Annotated in this window: 18 protein-coding genes and 1 pseudogene; 14 read left to right on the top strand and 5 right to left on the bottom strand. The window is 54.5% G+C overall.

What is annotated here, in order from left to right; translation table 11 throughout:
• Positions 1-44 precede the first annotated feature (44 nt).
• Positions 45-1,283, top strand: a complete 1,239-nt coding sequence (gene fabF / locus PCH01S_RS04940; protein WP_042227253.1) for a beta-ketoacyl-ACP synthase II — start codon at positions 45-47, stop codon at positions 1,281-1,283.
• A gap of 41 nt (positions 1,284-1,324) precedes the next feature.
• Here fabF and PCH01S_RS31085 read toward each other — a convergent pair whose 3' ends face one another.
• Positions 1,325-1,450, bottom strand: coding sequence for a hypothetical protein (locus PCH01S_RS31085; RefSeq protein WP_268630170.1), 126 nt, complete (start codon positions 1,448-1,450; stop codon positions 1,325-1,327).
• Positions 1,451-1,818: 368 nt separating this feature from the next.
• On the opposite strand from PCH01S_RS31085, the pseudogene PCH01S_RS04935 reads away from it, so the two are divergent.
• The 7 genes and pseudogenes from PCH01S_RS04935 to PCH01S_RS04905 all read left to right on the top strand — a co-directional run bounded on the left by PCH01S_RS04935 (position 1,819) and on the right by PCH01S_RS04905 (position 6,347).
• Positions 1,819-3,230, top strand: a pseudogene (locus PCH01S_RS04935) (FAD-binding oxidoreductase).
• Positions 3,231-3,788 (top strand): MFS transporter, encoded by a 558-nt coding sequence (locus tag PCH01S_RS04930; RefSeq protein WP_042227251.1) that lies wholly within the window; start codon positions 3,231-3,233, stop codon positions 3,786-3,788.
• A 67-nt stretch (positions 3,789-3,855) separates the two neighbouring features.
• Complete coding sequence (locus PCH01S_RS29625; protein WP_129112517.1) at positions 3,856-4,047, top strand: hypothetical protein; 192 nt, start codon at positions 3,856-3,858, stop codon at positions 4,045-4,047.
• Positions 4,048-4,060: 13 nt separating this feature from the next.
• Positions 4,061-4,447, top strand: coding sequence for a VOC family protein (locus PCH01S_RS04925; RefSeq protein WP_042227250.1), 387 nt, complete (start codon positions 4,061-4,063; stop codon positions 4,445-4,447).
• Between the two features lie 47 nt (positions 4,448-4,494).
• A complete protein-coding gene (locus tag PCH01S_RS04920; protein ID WP_042227248.1) occupies positions 4,495-4,749 on the top strand; it encodes a DUF4083 family protein in 255 nt (84 codons plus the stop codon).
• Positions 4,750-4,910: 161 nt separating this feature from the next.
• Positions 4,911-5,294, top strand: coding sequence for a (2Fe-2S) ferredoxin domain-containing protein (locus tag PCH01S_RS04915; protein ID WP_042227247.1), 384 nt, complete (start codon positions 4,911-4,913; stop codon positions 5,292-5,294).
• A gap of 333 nt (positions 5,295-5,627) precedes the next feature.
• Entirely contained in the window at positions 5,628-6,347 is a 720-nt protein-coding gene (locus tag PCH01S_RS04905) for an AAA family ATPase (RefSeq protein WP_042227475.1), read from the top strand.
• A gap of 91 nt (positions 6,348-6,438) precedes the next feature.
• Here PCH01S_RS04905 and PCH01S_RS04900 read toward each other — a convergent pair whose 3' ends face one another.
• The gene (locus PCH01S_RS04900) at positions 6,439-7,692 is read right to left on the bottom strand and encodes a WD40/YVTN/BNR-like repeat-containing protein (RefSeq protein WP_042227242.1); all 1,254 of its coding nucleotides are present in this window, start codon (positions 7,690-7,692) and stop codon (positions 6,439-6,441) included.
• Positions 7,693-7,948: 256 nt separating this feature from the next.
• Here PCH01S_RS04900 and PCH01S_RS04895 point away from each other — a divergent pair, with 256 nt between their 5' ends.
• The 3 genes from PCH01S_RS04895 to PCH01S_RS04885 all read left to right on the top strand — a co-directional run bounded on the left by PCH01S_RS04895 (position 7,949) and on the right by PCH01S_RS04885 (position 14,882).
• Positions 7,949-10,396 carry a heavy metal translocating P-type ATPase gene (locus tag PCH01S_RS04895; RefSeq protein WP_042227240.1) on the top strand — a complete coding sequence of 816 codons (2,448 nt, stop codon included), beginning with the start codon at positions 7,949-7,951 and terminating at the stop codon, positions 10,394-10,396.
• 301 nt (positions 10,397-10,697) lie between these two features.
• Positions 10,698-14,048 carry a DEAD/DEAH box helicase gene (locus PCH01S_RS04890; protein ID WP_042227474.1) on the top strand — a complete coding sequence of 1,117 codons (3,351 nt, stop codon included), beginning with the start codon at positions 10,698-10,700 and terminating at the stop codon, positions 14,046-14,048.
• Positions 14,049-14,093: 45 nt separating this feature from the next.
• Complete coding sequence (locus tag PCH01S_RS04885; protein WP_042227239.1) at positions 14,094-14,882, top strand: MerR family transcriptional regulator; 789 nt, start codon at positions 14,094-14,096, stop codon at positions 14,880-14,882.
• A 265-nt stretch (positions 14,883-15,147) separates the two neighbouring features.
• Here the strand turns inward: PCH01S_RS04885 and PCH01S_RS04880 are convergent, their stop codons facing one another.
• The 3 genes from PCH01S_RS04880 to PCH01S_RS04870 all read right to left on the bottom strand — a co-directional run bounded on the left by PCH01S_RS04880 (position 15,148) and on the right by PCH01S_RS04870 (position 17,790).
• Complete coding sequence (locus tag PCH01S_RS04880; protein WP_042227238.1) at positions 15,148-16,347, bottom strand: DUF2812 domain-containing protein; 1,200 nt, start codon at positions 16,345-16,347, stop codon at positions 15,148-15,150.
• Positions 16,328-16,681 (bottom strand): PadR family transcriptional regulator, encoded by a 354-nt coding sequence (locus tag PCH01S_RS04875; protein WP_042227237.1) that lies wholly within the window; start codon positions 16,679-16,681, stop codon positions 16,328-16,330. The genes PCH01S_RS04880 and PCH01S_RS04875 overlap by 20 nt, the downstream gene beginning before the upstream one ends.
• 506 nt (positions 16,682-17,187) lie before the next feature.
• Entirely contained in the window at positions 17,188-17,790 is a 603-nt protein-coding gene (locus tag PCH01S_RS04870) for a nitroreductase family protein (protein WP_042227236.1), read from the bottom strand.
• Between the two features lie 324 nt (positions 17,791-18,114).
• Between PCH01S_RS04870 and PCH01S_RS30790 the strand changes: the two genes are divergently transcribed.
• From PCH01S_RS30790 to PCH01S_RS04860, 3 genes are all read left to right on the top strand, one after another.
• Entirely contained in the window at positions 18,115-18,288 is a 174-nt protein-coding gene (locus PCH01S_RS30790; protein ID WP_164977146.1) for a hypothetical protein, read from the top strand.
• Positions 18,289-18,552: 264 nt separating this feature from the next.
• A complete protein-coding gene (locus PCH01S_RS04865) occupies positions 18,553-19,248 on the top strand; it encodes a response regulator transcription factor (RefSeq protein WP_042227234.1) in 696 nt (231 codons plus the stop codon).
• Entirely contained in the window at positions 19,239-20,639 is a 1,401-nt protein-coding gene (locus tag PCH01S_RS04860) for a sensor histidine kinase (protein ID WP_042227233.1), read from the top strand. The genes PCH01S_RS04865 and PCH01S_RS04860 overlap by 10 nt, the downstream gene beginning before the upstream one ends.
• The last annotated feature ends 80 nt before the right edge of the window (positions 20,640-20,719 follow it).

Raw genomic sequence — 20,719 nt, 5'->3', positions numbered from 1 at the left:
GACAAGATGAGGATATGGACAGCTTTAATAGAGGAGGACGTAGGATGGAAAGAGTCGTTATTACAGGAATGGGTATTATTTCGCCGCTCGGCAACGGGGTGGCCCCGTTTTGGGAACGTCTGGTGCAGGGGCAGTCGGGGATCTCCCGGATCGACACCTTCGATACGACCCGCTACAAAGCGAAAATTGCCGGGCTTGTGCGCGATTTTGACGGAGAAGCGTTATTCGGACGCAAGGAAGCGAGAAAAATGGACCGCTTCTGCCAATTCGCTCTGGCCGCCGCCGATCAGGCGCTGCTGGATGCGGAGCTGAATCTGGACATGACGGACCGCGAACGCGTCGGGGTGTACGTGGGCTCCGGCATCGGCGGAATCGGCACCCTGCTGGAGCAGAACCGGGTGCTGCTGGAGCGCGGGCCGGAGCGGGTCAGCCCCACGCTTGTGCCGATGATGATCTCGAACATGGCGGCGGCCATGATCTCGATCCGGCATCAGACGCTCGGGCCGACGATGTCGCCGGTTACGGCCTGCTCCATCGGCAACTCCGCCATCGGCGAAGCGTTCCGCACGATCCGCACAGGCGATGCGGATGTCATTATCGCCGGGGGCTCGGAAGCGGCCGCCGGCGAAATTTCGCTGGCGAGCTTCGGCAACGCCACGGCGCTCTCCACGTGCAACGAGGAGCCCGCGAAAGCGAGCCGCCCGTTCGATGCGGGAAGAGACGGCTTCGTGATGGCCGAAGGGGCCGGCATCCTGATTCTGGAGTCGCTGAGCCATGCACGGCGCCGGAATGCCCGCATCTACGCCGAAGTGACCGGATACGGCGCAAGCTCGGACGCCTACCACATGGTGGCGACTCATCCCGAGGGGAGAGGGGCGCAGCAGGCCATGAAATCGGCCCTCGCGAGCGCGGGAATTGCCCCTAGCGAGGTGGATGTCATCAGCGCGCATGCGACGAGTACGGGGGTAGGGGACAAGTCCGAGACGATCGCGATCAAAAATCTCTTCGGAGAAGACGCCTACCGCATACCCGTGACAGCCAACAAGTCGATGACAGGGCATATGTTCGGAGCCGCCGGCGGGGCGGAAGCAATCGCGCTCGTCAAAACTTTGCAGGAAGGCATCATCCCTCCGACGATTAATCTGGAGCAAAGGGACCCCGACTGCGATCTGGATTATGTTCCCGGTACGGCAAGAAAAGCGGAACTCGAAATCGGTCTCTCGAACTCGTTCGGATTCGGCGGGCACAATGCGGTCATCGTGCTGCGCAAATACAGGGAGTAGCCGGACCACGGCCATGGTCGTGTGCTGCCTGCGGAGTCATTTCAGAACAACCCGCAGCTTCCGAGAATTTCTTCGGTACTCAGCAGAGTCGCTTCACCGATGGTCACATCGTTCACTCCGAGAAAAGCCTGGACGGCGGTATAGCCGACCGCTATGGCAAGTTTCATATAAGATCGGCCACCTCCTGCCGTCAGTTTAGACGATCACGTAACGTGAGGGTCAAGAGGGAACACGGAGAGAGATCCGGCATTTAGAGACAGCTCGCATGAGCTGTCTTTTTTATCATATAAAAAGATAAAATCTTACATAGTCTTACATTTAAGGAAAAGGAATCAGATGGAAGTCTGTCGAATACATGGCTAAGGAACAACAGACGTGAAGGCTGGAGGGGATAATGCCGGAGGAGAAGAAGACCCGAAACGAAAATTTTAAAAGCGGCTTACCGGATCCGGATGCGCGGGCTCCGTCAAACGATCCGGCCTCCCCGGGCAAAGGCTTTGTCAGCGGCTCTGCGGTTAGAGCGGCGGCTTTTGTCCTGCTGACTGTCCTCTGTATACTGGCGTATATCAGAACCGGGACGCCGGACCAGGACCCATTCCTCATTACGGACTACAGCCGCCTGCACCCGGTTAAAGTGGAGCGGGTCGTGGAGGGCCGCGAGGAGGAACAGCTCGTCAAGCTGCTGGAGGAAGCCAGAGCGAAGAAGCTGAGCGTAAGCGTAGCGGGGCAGCGTCACAGCCAGGGCGGCCATACCTTCTACAAGGATGGGATCGTTTTGGACATGACACCGTTCAACCGTGTCCTTTCCTTCGATCCGGGGGCCCGAACAATCCGCGTCCAGGCCGGGGCCACCTGGAAAGACGTACAGGATTTCGTCCATCCTTACGGACTGGCCGTCAAAACGATGCAGTCCCAAAATATTTTTACCGTCGGCGGCTCCGTTTCCATTAACGCCCACGGCCGGGATATCCGCAACGGCTCAATGATCAGCAGCGTCGAGTCGTTCCGGCTCCTGACCGCGGACGGCGTCATCAAAGAAGTCAGCCGGACGGAAAACGCGGATTTGTTTCCCTACGTGCTCGGCGGATACGGCTTGTTCGGCGTGATCCTGGATGTCACGCTGACTCTCGCGGAAGATGAAGTTTACCGGATGACCACGGAAGCGACCCGGGTGGAGGCGTTCAGCACCTATTTCAAGGAACGGGTAAAAGGCAGCCCGGACGTCCGCATGAGCATCGCGAGGATTTCGGTAGCTCCGGAGCATTTCCTGACGGATATGTATGCGACTTTGTACACGGCCGATCCGTCGCTGAAGCTATCCGAATACAACCGGCTTGTTACGCGGGAGTACGGGGTTTTACCGAGCAAGGTGCTGTTTCACTTGAACCGCAGCTCGGATTGGGGCAAAAATTTGTTCTGGGCGCTGCAAAAGAACTATTTTTCCAACCGTCAGGACGAGATCGTCTCCAGAAATAACGCGATGCGTTCGGAGTCCGCTTTCATGGAATACCGGGAGGCGGGGAAGAACGACCTGCTTCAGGAATATTTTATCCCGGTGGGCGAATTTGCCGGTTTTGTGGATCGCCTGCGCAGTGTGCTGCTCGAAGAAGACCTCAATCTGCTGAACATTACGGTCCGGTATGTGAACCGCGACGAAGAAGCCGTGCTGTCCTACGCGCAAGACGATATGCTGGCTCTGGTGTGCCTGTTTAACACTTCGCTTTCGGAAGAAGCGCAGACGCGTTTAAAAGCGGGTATCCGGCGGATTATCGACGAGGTGATCCGGAGCGGAGGGACCTATTACTTGCCTTACGCCGCTTATCCGAGTGTTGAACAGTTCCGCACGGTTTATCGCGGTACGAGCAATTTTTCCGTAAAAAAGACGAGGTGGACCCCGGTCATCTGTTTATGAACGAATTTTATGAGACATATAAAGGGGATAAATAGATGAATATCCGGTGGCTTATCCGCTTCCAAAGCGTTATCACGCTGGCATCCGGCATGATTTATCCGTATTACCTGCTTTTCCTGAAAAATTTGGGCAACAGCTATTCCAAGTATGGGCTTGCATTCGCGGTTTTTACCGTCAGCTCCGCGGCGGTGTCCCGCTATTTGGGACCGCGGCTGGACCGCTTCGGCAGAGAGATTCTGGCTCTCAGCTCGCTCGGGATGATGGCGTCCATGCTGGCTTTTCCCTGGGTCGGTTCTTACGTGTGGGTGCTCGTGCTTCAGGCGGGGATGGGCATATGCAGCGCCATGCAGAGAATGAGCGAGAGGCTGCTGCTGGCCGATTATACGGACTGCGGAGCAAGGGGGCCGGCTCTCGGGAACTATCATTTCTGGACGTCGGTCTCTTCCGGATTCGCGGTTCTGGCCGGAGGGTATCTCATCGATTGGCTTACGATCGACGTGTTGTTTTATTTGAGCGCGCTCTTGTATGCGGCAAGCGCCTGGATGGTGTGGCGGCTTCGCGGCGGAACGTCCCGTAAAAGGGCGGCGGGTTAAATAGTTGTAACAGCCGACGATAAACCATATACTGGAAGAGGTTGTTTTTTCTTCGGGAGCGAGTCTTATGAAGAAAGGTACTTATTTTGTGTTCAGTTGTCTGCTATCGCTGCTTTCCTGCTTCACGCATCCCGAAGGTTTCGGCTTATACACCTGGTGGATGTATCTGGTTTCAAATCTCGTTGGATTGAATTTATTGGTGTGGATCGTGGGAATCATCCGGGAAAGACGCACAGACAGGCATCTGCGCTCACTATAATAAGGAGAAGAACATGAAGAAATATATTCAGCATCAAGCACCGGTACTGCCCGTTATAAATGTATTCAAGGCGCTTGAATTCTACCGCGATGTGCTAAAGTTTGACCTGGCTTGGGTTCTGGAGGATACATACGGATCGGTCTACAATGGGAATATCGAAGTTCATTTTACGAAATCGGACAAGGTCGAAGTCCAGACGCTTTATTTTTTTGTCCGGAACGCGGATCAAGTCTATCAATTTTTGAAAACGCAGCAGGTGGATTTCATAGAAGATATCCAGTCCAAGTCATGGGGAATGAGAGAGTTCGTGATCCGCGATTTGGACGGGCATCGGCTCCGTATCGGGCACGGAGAGCGCAACAAACACGAGATTGAAGTGTTATCGAGAGAAATCGGCTGAACGATGCTAGACCGTAAGGCCGATTTAACGAAACGAGGTTGAACAAAATGGACACGATCGGGTTCATTTCTTGGGCCAGCGTTGTTTACTTGCTTGTTATCATCGGATTTGCCGTTATTTTTGTTATCAGCTTATCGATGTTTATCCGGACCAGAGTCAACCGCAGACTGTTTACGCTGACCAAGCTGCAAAGAATCGAAGAGAAACTGGATCGTTTGCTGGACATGCAGCCGCAGAACGCGAAGATGAATCCGGATCGGGAGCGTATAGGTAATGAGCCTGAGGATGAGCGGCGTTACTGAATCGGATATCGAATCATACGGCCGTCTTCTCCTTGCGGGAAGGCGGTTTTTTTTCACGAGTCCGTTGACAGATCCGGGAAATCTGTGTACGATACGTTTTATCGTAATAGTTACGAATAATAAATTATTTTCCAATTCCTATTTTATAAAAGGAGACCATGATGACAACTTGGAATCTGAACGGCATGAAACATCATCTTTTCTTTTGCAACGGGGGCAGTTGTACCAAAAAAGGAGCGGAAGAAGTCGTCGAGGCGATGCGCGATGAGATCAAGCTTCAGGAAGCGGATGTTCGCATCCATACGACCCGGACGCGCTGTCAGGGCAGATGCGAGGATGCCTGCGTCATTACCGTGTACCCGGAGGGGGTATGGTACAAAGAGGTGACCCCTGAAATCGGGAGGCGCATTGTCCGTGAGCATCTGGTCGGCGGAAGCCCAGTGGAAGAACACATCAGCTATACCTATGAAGACGAACTTGCGGCCAGGCCGGATACGAAAGAAGGCCAGAGCAAGACGAAGCGGAAAGAAGCGCAGACGAAGTAGGCGGGCAGGGAATTCAGTGAAGCGATTTGAAAGCAGCACCAACCGCAGGCAGGCGGACATAGAGAGCCGTCCGGCATGGCAAGAAATTCTCCGGGCTTTCCGCAGAAAGGACGTCACCGCTAACGCTCTCGTCGCTGCTCTTCGCGCCAGGGAATACTTAAAGACCGGTTCTGCTCGTCAGAGTCCGGTTTTTTCGTTTTTTTTGACGGGCGGGATGCAGGGGATTGGGTGCCGGAAGGGGAAGTAGTCTGCAGGTTAAAAAAAGCAGCGGATGATTTCTGCATTACTTCCGCACCGGGTTCGGATTCATCCGCAAAAGAACGGAGCGTTAAGATGTACCTGCACGAAGTAATCAAACTAAAAGAGAACATTCGGAATCCACACGAGTACCCGTTTCATATTCCGGCGATCGACAAGCTCGACCGGCTTAGATTCCATAAAAACGTTACGTTTTTCGTCGGTGAGAACGGCTCCGGCAAATCGACTCTGATGGAAGCGATCGCTTACCAATGCGGGTTCAATACGGCGGGAGGCAGCCGGAACAATCTGTATGAGCTGGATTCATCGGAGGCAAAGCTGGGCGATTATTTGCGCCTCTCCTGGATGCCGAAGATGAATCAGGGCTTTTTTCTGCGGGCGGAGTCGTTCTATAATTTCGCCAGTCATATCGACGAGCTGGCGCGGGAAGACCGCAGGGTTTATGACAGTTACGGCGGCAGGTCGCTTCATGAGCAGTCGCACGGCGAATCTTTTCTGTCCCTGTTCAAGAACCGTTTCGGAAGAAGCGGCATCTATCTGCTCGATGAGCCGGAGGCCGCGTTATCTCCGGCCCGCCAGCTCGCTTTTCTGAGCATTATTCATGAACTGGCCCGCACGTCGCAGCTTATAATCGCCACTCATTCGCCGATTTTGCTGGGCTATCCCCATGCGGATATCTACAATTTCAACGAATCGCCGGTCCGCCTCACTACGTATGAGGAAACCGACCATTACCGGATCACCCGCCGCTTTCTGGAAAATCGTTCTTTTTATCTCCATGAACTGCTGGATTGATCGGCGAGTTCAAACCCCAAAAAGCAATCCCGTCCGGAAGGAAGGATTGCTTTTTGGGATTATGCGATTTGGCTGCGGACCATAGGGAAAGCTATAACAATATCCAATGCTTGCCTGCATCGGTCGTCTTAAGCAGCTTCGACTTCTTGCCGTCCTCCGAGCCGAGCAGCAGCCAGCCGGTCTGCGGGCCGGCGAATTCGAACCGGATGACGTTTGGATTATTTTTGAGCGTATCCGTCAAAACGGGATCGGATGGAACCGGGTTCCAGGTTGCGCCTCCATCCGAAGTCGCATGGAGAACTTTATCCTTGAATCCCCAGCCGTGCAGGCTGTCCGCGAAAGTAAGCGCGTTTTGCATACCGGTTTGCTTAAAGGACCATGTCTGCCCGCCGTCCTCCGTCACGTAAGCGTCGCGGCTGTTCGTATTGGCGCTGACCGTCCGTACGGGAATCCAGCCTTTGCCCGGCTCATCCTTGAAAAATACGGGTGCCCCGTCCAGTGTGACCGAAGAACCGCTCAACGCCTGCGGGAGCTTCATCGGAACGTTGTTCCACGTTTTGCCGCCGTCCCGCGTGCGGTACAAGACCGGCTTTTCTTCATGGCCAGCGAGGGCGATCCAGCCGTTTCCGGTGTCCTTAAAGGTCATGCCGGACGCATGTCCCGACAGGGGGAGCGCTCCCGGCACGGGCTTATCCAAGGAAACGCTCGTCAGCGGTTTCCAGGCTTTGCCGCCGTTGTCCGTGGCGTACAGTGTTTTCTCCGATTTGCCCATCGCCGCATCGGACGAAGTCAGCATCCAGCCGTGCAGGGGATCGGCAAAGGAGAGGCCGGCGGCGTAAGTGGCTTTATCCAGCGTACCACGGGTCCAGCTCCGCCCGCCGTCCGTCGTAAAAGCGGTCACGGTCTTTCGTCCGTCATCCGCCGCGGCCGTCCATCCGTGCTGCGCGTCGAGGAAGTGCAGGGAGCCGCCCGCGGTAGGCGCTCCGCTTTTGAACGTGTCGTCCCAGGGACTCAGGAGGGTCCAGTTCCGCCCGCCATCATCCGTGCGGTATAAGCGCAGGGAGCCGTTCGTCTCTCCCCAGGCGAAACCCGCCGCATCCGAGATGAGCTGAAAATCGGTCAACCGGGTCTGGATCTGATCCGGCTTAACCGAAGGTACGGGAGCTGTGCTTGCCGGGGCAGCCGTTCCGGAAGCGGGGCCCGGGCTTGCGGCAGCCGATGCCGCTGCACTGCCGGCTGCGTCCTCCGTCGCCGCTGGACCGATAGAGCTGCAGGAGGTAAGGGATACCGCCGTGAGAACCGCAAGGAGGGCGGTTTTTTTGACGGAAAAGTTCGTCGTGTTCATAGCGATCACTCCGTTTCGATACATGCTGTTCCAACATGCCGTAGTCTGGTTCGTCTTTCGCCTTCTTTTCATTATTACCCTTTTGTGCGGCTTAAGGAGCACATTTCGAAGGATTGTTACTTTTTTGAAATAAATTGAAAAGTCCTCTTGCTAAATATAGGGTAGGGGGGTATACTATAATTAACCGAATGAAGAAGAGGGACTTTTCTCATCTTATAAAAACGAAGATTTTCAGAGACGGAAAGAGGTGTTTCGAATGGCAGCAAACGTGAAGGCAGCCGGAGAAGAGGCGACGAAACAGGCAAACTTGCAAATAGCGGGGATGACGTGCGCGGCCTGCGCCAACCGGATCGAGAAGGGGCTGAACAAAGTAGAGGGCGTTCAGGCGGCTAATGTTAACTTCGCTCTGGAACGGGCGACCGTCACCTACGATCCTTCCCGGGTGAACACGGCTCAATTGGAAGAGAAAATCGGCAAGCTGGGTTACAGCACCGTGAAGGATTTTGTGGATTTTCAGTTGGAGGGAATGACGTGCGCTGCGTGCGCCAACCGGATTGAGAAAGGGCTTGCCAAAATGCCGGGCGTCACGTCCGCAACCGTCAACTTCGCGCTTGAAACCGCGCATGTCGAGTACCAGCCGGGCGAGGTTACGCCTGCCGATATGCAGGGCAAAGTGGAGAAGCTGGGCTACAAGGCTCTTCTCAAGCAGGAGCAGGGAGACCCCGCGGTACACAGGCAGGAGGAGCTTAAGCGGCACAAGCGCAAGCTGATTCTCTCGGCGATTCTGTCCCTGCCGCTGCTCTGGTCGATGGTCAGCCACTTCTCCTTTATGTCGTCGTGGGTCTGGCTTCCCGACTTGTTCATGAACCCGTGGTTCCAGCTCGCGCTGGCCACCCCGGTGCAGTTTTATATCGGACGCCAGTTCTATACGGGCGCTTACAAGGCCCTGCGCAACAAAAGCGCCAACATGGATGTGCTTGTGTCGCTCGGAACTTCCGCGGCTTATTTCTACAGCCTCTATCTGACCGTGGAATGGGCGCGGCACGGCGGCAGCGTACACCACGGGCCGGAGATGTATTACGAAACGAGTGCGGTCCTGATCACGCTCGTTCTGCTCGGCAAATTATTCGAGTCGCTGGCCAAAGGCCGCACCTCGGAAGCGATCAAATCGCTGATGGGCCTGCAGGCTAAAACCGCGCTTGTCATTAGAGACGGGGAAGAAACCGCGGTACCGGTCGAAGAAGTGATCGCGGGCGATATCGTACTGGTCAAACCCGGCGAGAAAATACCGGTGGACGGAGAAGTGTTGGAAGGCAGCTCTTCGGTGGATGAGTCGATGCTTACGGGTGAAAGCCTGCCCGTCGGCAAAAAGGCCGGAGATCCGGTCATCGGGGCGACGCTCAACAAAAACGGTTCTCTGAGAATCCGGGCGACCAAAGTCGGCAAGGATACCGCATTGGCCCAAATTATTAAAGTGGTCGAGGAAGCTCAGGGCTCCAAAGCGCCGATCCAGCGCGTGGCGGACGTCATATCCGGCATTTTCGTACCGATTGTCGTCGGTATTGCGCTCGCGGCGTTTGTGATCTGGTATTTCTGGGTAACGCCGGGGAATTTTGCGGGAGCGCTGGAAAAAGCGATCGCCATCCTCGTGATTGCCTGCCCTTGCGCGCTCGGATTGGCGACGCCGACGTCGATTATGGCGGGTTCCGGACGGGCGGCGGAGCTGGGGATTTTGTTCAAAGGCGGAGAACATCTGGAATCGACGCACGGAATTGACGCGATTATTCTGGACAAAACGGGAACCGTCACGAAAGGCAAACCCGAGCTTACGGACGTGTTGACCGCTTCGATGGACGAGAAACGGTTCCTGGAGCTTCTGGGCGCCGCGGAGAAAAATTCGGAGCATCCTCTGGCGGAAGCGATCGTCAGCGGAATTGCGGCAAGAGGCGTCTCTGTTCCGGCTTCGTCCGAATTTGAAGCCATTCCCGGCTTCGGAATCCGCGCGGTTGTGGACGGACAGGAAGTTCTGGCGGGAACGCGCAAGCTGATAAGCCGCTACGAGGTGGATGCGGGGCATGCGGGCGAAACGATGGCGCGGCTGGAGAAGGAAGGCAAAACGGCCATGCTCGTGGCGGTCAACCGCAGCTATGCCGGACTCGTTGCAGTCGCCGATACCGTCAAGGAAACGTCGAAAGAGGCCGTTGCCCGTCTGAAGGGAATGGGCATCGAAGTCATCATGATTACCGGCGACAACGAGCGCACCGCTCAGGCGATCGCCCGCCAGGTCGGAATCGACCAGGTAAGGGCGGAGGTGCTTCCCGAAGGCAAAGCCGAGGAAGTGAAGAAGCTTCAAGCCCAGGGCAAGAAAGTGGCGATGGTCGGCGACGGCATCAACGACGCTCCGGCGCTGGCGCAGGCCGATATCGGAATGGCGATCGGCACCGGCACGGATGTCGCGATGGAGGCGGCTGACGTCACCCTGATGCGCGGCGATCTCAATTCGATCCCGGACGCGATCTATATGAGCCGCAGAACGATGAGCAACATCCGTCAGAACCTGTTCTGGGCGCTCGGCTACAACACGCTCGGCATTCCGGTCGCGGCACTCGGCCTGCTCGCCCCGTGGATCGCCGGAGCCGCCATGGCGCTCAGCTCGGTATCCGTCGTGCTGAATGCGCTGAGGCTGCAGCGGGTTAAGCTGTAATTCTCGCGGTCCCCGGTCCGGGCGCAATCCAGCTCGCGTGAGAGCATTGTCTGCCCATCCGCGGGATGGCACGAGCCTTTCCAACGCGCAGGTCCTCGTTGCGGCCCTGTGCGGCGGCCGGTCGAATCCGCTCTCCTACGGGAGCCGGAACAAAACACTTGGAAAGAGCTTTCCTGAAGCCTACGCGGCTTCGGGAAGGCTCTTTCTTTTCTTTCCCGTCCATTCTGGTATCATAAGAGGACACGACGTCCGAACCAGGACGGACAAAAAAGAAAATTTTTTTGCCGGAAAGGAGTACCGGATGAGTTCTGCATTGACACGCAAAGCGATCCAACTGTTATGCGGCCGGACCGCTTACGATAAAGGAGAGGCGCTGAACCGCTCCGGGAAAGTTGTTTTTACCTACCATGATCCCGTCCTGCAGAGTGTGGAGGCGACCGTGGACGACCGTGAGAGCTACCTCGTAAAAGTGAGCGTGCTGTCCGGAGGGGGCATCAACGCGGAATGCACCTGTCCGTCGCTTCCTTCTTTCAGACAATCCTGCAAGCATACGGCGGCCGTGCTGCTCAAGCTGCTGGATTCAAGCCGGATCGACAAGGATTTTCCGGGCGCGGCTCTGCTTGAACGTTCGTCCGAAGGCCGGAGCGAAAGCACGGCCGCACCTTCCGGATTACCGGAAGCCAGGCAAGCGGAGGAAGCTTCCCCTTATGACACCGAATTGACCAGCAGCATGCTGGGGCTTTTCGGAGGAAGCACGCGGCCCGGGAGCACCCGTTTTACGCGGGATGAGAGGGAGACGCTGGAGCTGGAAATCTTGATCCGGCCTTTCGCCTACGGGTTTCGTAAAGTTATGTTCGCCGCCGAATTGAAAATCGGGCCGAAAAGAGTCTATATCGTTCAAAAAATAAGAGACTTTCTGGAACGGCTCGACCGCGGGGAAGCGTATGAATTTTCCCGGGTGTTCACGTACGAGCCGAATGTTCACGGTTTCCGCCGGGAGCATGATGAAGTGCTGCGCCAGTTTGTCAAGATTTACCAGAACGAGAACTTGTACAGGGAAACCGGATATTCGTCCGCATCTTCCGCGAAGGCATTTCCGGGAGGGGAGCGGATGCTGCCGATTCCGCCGTTTTCGTGGACGGCGCTGCAGCCGCTGCTCGCTCATGCCCCGGGCGTTAAGCTGGAGCTGGCGGATGGAGTCTACGACGGCATACGGGTGTCGGGCGAACCGCTGCCTCTCCAGTTCGATTTTGACCGGTCGGAAACGGACGGCTACCGGATGGACGTGCAGGGCCTAGACCGCATTACGGTGATGGAAACGTACGGAATCGTCCTGCACAATGGCGAATTGCTGGAGCTTCCTGCTCACCACTGCAAGCGGCTGTCGGAGCTGAAGCGGCTGATGGAGACGGCGCACCGGAACCGGTTGACCATCACGCCGGGCCAGATGGAGCCGTTCATGGAGAAAGTGGTCCCCGGTCTGATGAAGCTCGGGAAAGTCCGGATCGCTCCCTCCGTGTCGGACCGGATTTACCAGACGCCGCTCAAGGCGAAGCTGTACCTGGACCGGGTCAGGGACCGTCTGCTGGCCGGGCTGGAGTTCCATTACGGCAGCGTCGTCCTGAATCCTCTAGAGGAAGGCGGCCGCCAGCGAGGGACCGATCATATTGTGATGCGGGACACCGAGAAAGAGGAAACCATCATCCGCCTTATGGAGCAGAACTCGTTCGCCAAGACGGAAGGCGGCTATTTCTGGGATGACGAGGAAGCGGAGTATGATTTCCTGTATCATACGGTTCCCCTGCTCGAGCGGATGCTGGATATTTATGCGACGTCCGCCGTAAAAGAAAGGCTGTATACCGGTTTTCCTCCCCAGATTACGGTCGAAGTGGACGAGCGTACCGACTGGCTCGAGTTCAAATTCGAGCTGCTCGGTCTGCCGGAAGCGGAAATCCGGAATCTGATCCGGTCCATGCAGATCAAAAGAAAGTATCACCGGCTGCCGAACGGCTCCCTCGTACCTCTGGAAAGCGCCGAGTTCCAGGAGATCATCGCACTGATGAACGAAGCCGGAGCGGGAAAAGGCGACATGACGGATACGGGATTCCGCCTGTCGGTTAACCGCGGATTGCATTTGACGGACGCGCGGGAAAGAGGCAGCTCCGTAAAACTCGGCAAGTCGTTCCGCCGCCTTCTTGAAAATATGCGAAATCCGGACAACCTGGATTTCCCCGTGCCGGAGCGGCTCTCACCCATTCTGAGGGATTACCAGAAATTCGGTTACCAATGGATGAAAACGCTGGCTCATTACCATTTCGGCGGAATTTTGGCGGACGATATGGGACTCGGCAAAACGATTCAGAGCATCGCCTTTCTCGTGTCCGTTCTGCCGGATATCCGGAAGAAGAAGCTGCCCGCGCTGATCGTTTCACCGGCTTCCCTGGTATACAACTGGCTTCATGAGCTGAAAAAGTTCGCGCCGGAAATCCGCGTGGTCATCGCCGACGGGACGAAAACACAGCGCAGCCGCGCTCTGCGCAAAGGATCGAAGGCGGATGTCGTTCTTACTTCGTACCCGCTGCTGAGGCGGGACAAGGATCTTTACGCGAAAGAATCGTTTCATACGCTGATTCTCGACGAGGCGCAGATGTTCAAAAACTATACGACCCAGACCGCCCAGTCCGTCAAACAAATAAAGGCGGCCTACCGCTTCGCTCTGACCGGCACGCCGGTAGAAAACAAGCTCGAAGAACTGTGGTCGATCTTCGACGCGGTCTTTCCCGGGCTGTTTCCCGCCCGGCAGGCATTTAACGAACTGTCCCGGGAGGCGGTGGCCCGGAGAGCCAGACCGTTTCTGCTGCGCAGGCTCAAAACCGATGTGCTCAAGGAGCTGCCGGATAAAATCGAAACCGTGCAGGCGTCGGAGCTTCTGCCGGAGCAGAAGAAGCTGTATACCGCTTTTCTGGCGAAGCTCCGGCATGAGACGCTCAAGCATCTCCATGAAGAAAGCTTCCAGCAGAACCGCATCCGTATTCTCGCCGGCTTGACCCGGCTCCGTCAGATTTGCTGCCATCCGGCTTTGTTCGTCGATGGTTACGAGGGAAGCTCGGCCAAGTTCGAGCAGCTGCTGGAGATCGTAGAGGAATGCCGCAGCGCGGGCAAGCGGATGTTGATTTTTTCGCAGTTCACCGAAATGCTCGGCATTATCTCCCGGGAACTCGGCTACGAAGGGGTGCCGCATTTTTACCTGGACGGCAAAACGAAAGGAAGCGAGCGGGTAGAGCTTTGCAGCCGTTTTAACGAAGGGGAGAAGGAAGTCTTCCTTATATCGCTGAAAGCGGGGGGAACCGGACTTAATCTGACGGGAGCGGACACGGTCATCCTGTACGATTTGTGGTGGAATCCGGCTGTCGAGCAGCAGGCTGCGGACCGGGCTTACCGGATGGGCCAGAAGAAAGTCGTGCAGGTGATCCGCCTGGTCAGCCAGGGTACGGTCGAGGAGAAAATGTTTCAGCTTCAGCAGAAAAAGCGCACGCTGATCGAGGATGTGATCCGTCCCGGGGAAGAGTCGGTGTCCACGATGACGGAACAGGAGATTCGCGACATTTTGATGCTGGATGAAAAGATGGAAATAGGCGAAATCGGGGATTGACCCTCACGTAACGTGATCCTGTAAAGTTCATTACGAGGTGATGTTGTGGCGTATAAGGTGAAGGAAGTGACGGATCTGGTGGGCGTGAGCGTACGCACGCTTCATCATTACGACGAAATCGGCCTGCTTGTACCCGACTCGGTCAACGCCGCCGGCTACCGGCTGTATACGGACCGGAATCTGGAACGACTTCAGCAGATTTTGTTTTTTAAAGAAATCGGTTTTGCCCTGCAAGAGATCAAGGCGATGCTGGAGAGTCCCGATTTTGACCGTAAACGTGCGTTGATCGGACACAAGGAGCTGCTTCTCCGCAAGAAGAAGCGGCTGGAGGACATCATCGAAACTGTGGACAGAACGATTGCTTCTGTCGAGGGAGGCATTCCGATGAGAAAAGAACAATTATTCGAAAGCTTCGACCGCACCCCGCTGGAAGAGCATAAGAAAAAGTATGCCGCCGAAGCGCGCGAAAAGTACGGAAGCGAAACGATGGACGCCGTGGAGAAACGCGCAGGTTCCTATACCAAGGAACAGTGGGCGGATATTATGGGGCAGTCCGAGCGGATTTATGCCAAAGCGGCCGCCGCAATGGAGGCAGGCCCGTCAAGCCGTATGGCCCAAGAAGCGGCAGCCGAACTCCGGCAGTGGATTACGGGTCATTTTTACGACTGTACGCCGGAAATTTTCCGGGGACTCGGCGACTTGTATGTCACCGACGAGCGCTTTACGGCCAACATTGACCGGCACGGGGCCGGGCTCGCCGCTTTCCTGAAAGAAGCGATGCATATTTATTGCGACCGGCTGGAGGGGGCGGGGGAAGACACCGCCAATCGTTAAAAATCAAAGAGATCCGGTCCCTGTGGGGTTCCGGGTCTCTTTTTTGCCTTAACGGGGTTCCCTCCGAGAGGCTTGGAAAAGATGGGAGCGCTTGGGGGGCATCTCGTACAATAGATGGAAGTACATCATATTAGGACCTCAGAAAATTTTTGCTATAATTTTTATTTTCTTTGGCTATCAGAGCTGGGGCACCGCACCAAAACGGAAAACGTACGCTAAGCAATTGGTTGCATAAAAAACGGGGTTCCCGTTACTCTGTGACTTTTTACTTATAACGCTTACTTAGTCGCCTGTAATACAGCCAAGTTCTGATTGAGAATGAACCAAAATTTAGAATTAATAGGATAAACAAAGTCATGTTTATAATCTGCATTTTATCCAGATTGTGATTGGACATCAGGTGAATATTGGCCCCTATGATATAAATATAAAAAATGACTAATGGAAGAAACATACAAGAATAGGTGATGGCTATGCGCCTAGCATGTTTTAACTGATGTGATTTATCACTGTATATTTGAGGCGGTTCTTCGCCCATTGAATATTCACGGCTCCATAGGGTCCATTTTTGAATAGATGAGGCGGAAATAAAAGCACTCTTCCAGCCAGCATCTCTGTGAATGTCGAAATAGCCTTCATCTGCAATATTTTGATAATCCGCGCAATAACTTACTTTTCGAGGACTTCCCATTGTGAAATAAAAAACGGTTCCTGTTTTACCAACGCGATAAAGATTAAACCCTTGTTCTTCCATTGCTTCGAGCCACTTTTCAAGCTTATCCGGAGCATAGAACCATCCAAATCTTCTCTTAACAATTAGTTGACCTGAACGTCTTAACCGCTTCTCTTCATCCTTGCTCAGCCTTCTTTCATCTTGCTCCCTTCCCTGCAGTTCCTTTCGTTGTATGTTTTCTCCAATCAATTTCTTATTTGTCTTATTAATTTTAATAACAGAATAAAGTGTAAGTACCCATAGGGCAATTCCAATGCCTATTAAAAAATATGTTAAAATCCAAAGAGGACTTTCGACAAAATGACCAGGTACACTTTGGAAAAAAATTACCGAACCGAGGATCAAATTAAATATAGAAATGACCGTTAAATAGATTAAAACACTCGCGAAAATGTACAGTATTGTCTTATTATGTTTGACTATATCTTCGCGTACTGGGAAGGTCTTAATTTGTTCCAGAGGCTGTTCATTCGCCGTTACATACCAGTTTCCACTCTGCAAAACCTTCACCCATCCATCATCTAATAAAACTCTAGACAGCGAATTGGTTTGAATTTTATTGAACCCGATCCTATACGTTCTTTTTCTCGGCTCGCCTTGCTGAAAGAAAAAATGCCGTGTTCCTCGATTTATTTTTACTAATTCATGCCCCTTTTCTGCCATAGAGGAGAGCCACTTTTCGGTTTTCTGCACATCGTAGCTCCAGAATGGCCTAAATACTTTTGTTATCATAAAAACCCTCCCCGTATTTCAATGCATTCTGGTACAGCTCTTTAAGTCTATCGATCTCAGCAGTGATTAATTTATGTCCAATCTCAGTCACTTCGTATACCGTTTTTCTTTCCTCGTCGGAAAATACGGTTATAATCCCGTCTTTTTGCATTTTTGTTAAAGTTCCGTATACGGTGCCCGAACCTAATCGAATTCGTGAATTGGAAATTTCTTCTACATGTTTAACGATTCCATATCCGTGACGCGGTTCAGCTAAAGATAGGAGAATATAAAACGCCGTTTCTGTCATGGGTACATACTTTTTCAGCACTTTTTCAGTGTCCAGAATATCCATCTCCTTGTCTCTGTACCCGCTTGACTATGTCACAGGTATATATGTCGTGCCTCGACTATATCACGACGTGACATAATATACAACATACAAAAAGCAGTGAGATATCCATGATGGGAATCCACCGCTTTGTATTGTTTTTATATCTCCTTAGAGGTTACCATGTATGATATCACCAGTTGCAGCTTGCCCGGTCGTCGGCATATAAGTAGACAGAGCACCGGTAAAGCGCTGCTTGATGTCCGTATGTTCCGCTAACGGCAAATAAATAGCCTCCGTCCCCCTGATAGAGGGAACTGGAGGCTATTTATTTGCGCCGATGCCGGCATCGGTTACCGCACGAAAAGAAAGCATGTTAAAAGCAGCACGTCCGGGCATAACGCCACGCTGGTCCAAATCGCATGTCCACGCCCAGCCGGGCGATGCCCGGCGCCGCGTCGACTTTTGAACCCCGCCGCTAGGCGGATGTTCACAGGTGCGAAGCTTCAAGCTCGCACGGGGGACGGCCGTTACTCGGCCGAGGGCCCGGAACCTTCCGTGATCCAGACGGTTTTCTCCTGCACGGGGGTTCTTTTGCCGGCTTGCGGCGCAATCTGCGGGTATCCCACGTATACGAGGGCGACCATCTCGTCGTTCTCCCGCAAGCCGAAAGCCGCTTTCATCCGGGGATGGTACATGGGATCCCCGGACCGCCAGATGGCGGCGAGCCCCAGCCCGTGCGCCGCCAGCAGCATGTTCTGCACCGCGGAATGGGCGGCGGCGAACTCCTCCATCCGGTTCACGGCCGGGTCCTCGGAAGGGGAGACGGCTACGCCGATGATGACCGGAGCGCGGTACGCCTTGCTGCCCTGCTTCGCCCGCAGCTCCTCCAGCGCTTCGCCGGAAGCGCCGGAGCCTTCGGCCGCGACATCGGCGTAGGCTTCGGCCAGGACGCCGCGTCCGGCTCCCGTCATGACGAAGAAGCGCCACGGCTCCGTGCAGCGGTGGCTCGGCGCCCAGTTGGCCGCTTCCAGCAGCTCCTCGATGATTTCGCGCGGAATCGGCTCGTCTTTCACTCTTCCGATGGATCTCCGGCCGCTGATAGCTTCGGTCAGGTTCATATCCGTAGGCATGGCTGCCACCTTCCTTTTCCATTGATAAATATTCTCAATGATTCAAGCATAGGCGGGGACGACGAAGATGTCAACCGGGGGTTATATTGACCTCCCGTCCAGTCGGCCGATGTGTCCGGGAACGTAGCCGGGCAGACGGCCGCGGTTGGGAGCCGGGGACCCCTCTGCCGCCGACCAACGCCATGTTGTGATGCTGCGCCGCAAGCTGGAAGTGCCGCACGGTGTGCCGAGAAGACTCCATGCCGGGATTCTTTTTCCGCATAGTTTTATCGGGGCCAGGAAAACTATAAAGAAAGCTTTTACACGCGAAGGGAGAATAAAAAGATGAGTGACAAGCATCCTAAAGGCCGCGTGGAATTCAGGCAGCCGCCGGTTAAATTGACGGCCGATCTTCCCGGCGATCCCGAAATGCGCGAACATTTGGACGAATGGAGAGAAAACGACGGGTATCCGGGGTCCTGCGGAATTATAAATCCGCCTGAAGGACAAGAGAAATAATCCGCTTCCTCTCCTGTCCAAGAAGCTTTGACACTAAGAACCTTGGCCGCATGCGGTCATGGTTTTCTTTTTTTGTGCAAAGGTAAGCATGTACAGCCATAAGACGTCTTTCGGCAATGGACGGCATCTGATCCGGCGGGACTCGGGTCGTCTCCTTCACACCGATTTCAAGGGCGGCCTCACAAGGTTACATCTTCTTGACGTGCCGGGTCAGCTTGCTCGTGTATAATAGAGAAAAGTTCGGAGCGAAATCGGAGGAACGGCATGGACTATAAAATTCTTGTTGCAGATGATGAGCAGACGATTACGCGTGCAATCGCATACGGCCTCAAACGGGAAGGGTTTGTCGTGGAAACGGCGGCGGACGGGGAAGAGGCATTGCGCAAAACGGAATCGTTCCGGCCTCATGTGCTGGTCATGGACGTCATGATGCCCCGGCTGACGGGTTTTGAAGTGTGCAGAAAGCTGGAAGACCGCAAAAACCTCGGTATTCTGCTTCTTACGGTAAAGAACGATATCGTGGATAAAATTGTCGGACTTGAAATGGGCGCGGACGATTATATGACGAAGCCGTTCGATTTAAGGGAGCTGATTGCCCGCGTAAGAGCTTTGTGCAGACGGCTGGATAAAACCGGAAACGGCGAAGAATCCGCCGTTCTGACGATCGGAGAGCTGAGCCTGCATCCGGAGCAGCGTCTTGTCAGTTTGCGAGGGACAGCGCTGAATCTCACTCCCAAGGAATTCGATCTGCTTGCCCTGCTGCTTTCGAATTTAAAAAGGGCTTTTTCCCGTGAAGAATTGCTGGATCTCGTATGGGGAATGGAATACGCCGGCGGAACGCGGACCGTCGATATCCACGTGCAAAGGCTGAGAACCAAGCTCGGCGAACCGTACCAGCATGTGCTTCAGACCGTCTATGGGATCGGGTATAAAGCCATCGGGGAAGTGCCATGCGGATAAGCCTAAAATGGAAGTTTGCGCTGTTTATCGCCGCGCTGCTTCTCTTTGCCGTTAGCGTGCTCAGCGTGCTTGTTTTGAACGGCGTACACAGGTATCAGAAAGAAGAGATGGAGAAGACGCTGGACCGGCAGGCCGAAATCGCAAATAACTGGATCGGACAGCAAGTTGTGACGGGGACGCGGTTCGATCCTCAAACCTTTATGGGGCTGCAGGGGCAAAATCTGGCCGTCGAAATCGGAGCTGCGAGCGGCATGAGGTTCCTGCTCTACGATATGACGGGCGCCAGAACGGGAGACTCGCTCCCGTTGGCGGAGTCTCCGGACGTAAGCGGCGTTCTTTCCCATGCCCTGAACAATAAGATCGTCTACAGGGTCCTGGGGGACACGGAGGATTATTTGGCGCCGGCGCAAGGTCCCGACGGACAGATCGGCGTCCTGCATTTTCAAGTGTCGCTGGCAGCCTCGAACGCGTTTTACCGGAATTTGCAAAATTCCTTTCTGATAGCGGGCAGCGGCGTCCTGTTGTTCAGTTTTGTCCTCGGTCTCCTGTATATGAACCGTCAGGCCAAGGCGATCCGGCGGCTGAAAGAAGCGGCCGACGATATTCGGGTCGGGGCTTTTATCGACGCCCCGCCCTTCCGGCGCCAAGACGAGCTGGGCTCGCTCAGCGACGGTATTTATGAAATGAGCCGCGCCATACAGGGCAGTTTGCGGACTCAGCAGCATTTTATAAACAACATCAGCCATGAGCTGAAAACGCCCCTGACTTCCATTCGGGCTTACACGGATCTGCTTCATATGTACGAGGACGATCCCGGATTGGTCGGGGAGGCGCGGGACGTCATTGATAAGGAAGCGGAGCGGCTGTATGAACTCGTCGAGAAAGTGCTGAAGCTGGCGGCGCTGGAAAAGTATGAATTCGAACAGCAGCTGGAGAAAATCCGGATCGACTCCCTTCTGGAGGATCTTACTTCCCGCATGAGAGGTAAGGCGGAGAAGTTCGGCGTGACCATTTCCCATGCACTGGTTCCCGCGGAACTGTGGGCGGACAGGGAAAGCCTGATTCAGATTTTTCTTAATTTGCTGGACAATGCGATTAAGTACAACGTCGAGAACGGCACCGTTCTGATCCGCAGCCGGATCATGGAGGAGGGCGGAGTCGAGGTCGAGTTCACCGATACCGGACTCGGGATTCCGGAGGACCGCAGAGAACGGATTTTTGAGCCTTTTTATACGGTGAACAAGGACCGGGCCAGAAAATCGGGAGGCAGCGGCCTCGGGCTGTCGCTTGTCAGGCAGCTTGTAGACAAGCAGCATGGCCAAATCCGGGTCGAGCATCCCGTTAAAGGCGGTGCTTCTTTTATCGTGACTTTTCCGGCAGGGGATGAATGAAAAGTTTTGCTGAAACATTTACAAGTTCGAAACAAGTTGAAATCTTGCGGAAAACTTTGAGGGGTATAGTTCAGGTAGAG

It is taken from the genome of Paenibacillus chitinolyticus NBRC 15660 (assembly GCF_000739915.1).
GTDB classification, from domain to species: domain Bacteria; phylum Bacillota; class Bacilli; order Paenibacillales; family NBRC-103111; genus Paenibacillus_F; species Paenibacillus_F chitinolyticus.
The sequence above is the reverse complement of the archived record's forward strand: the minus strand, read 5'-3'. Positions and strand labels throughout refer to the sequence as shown.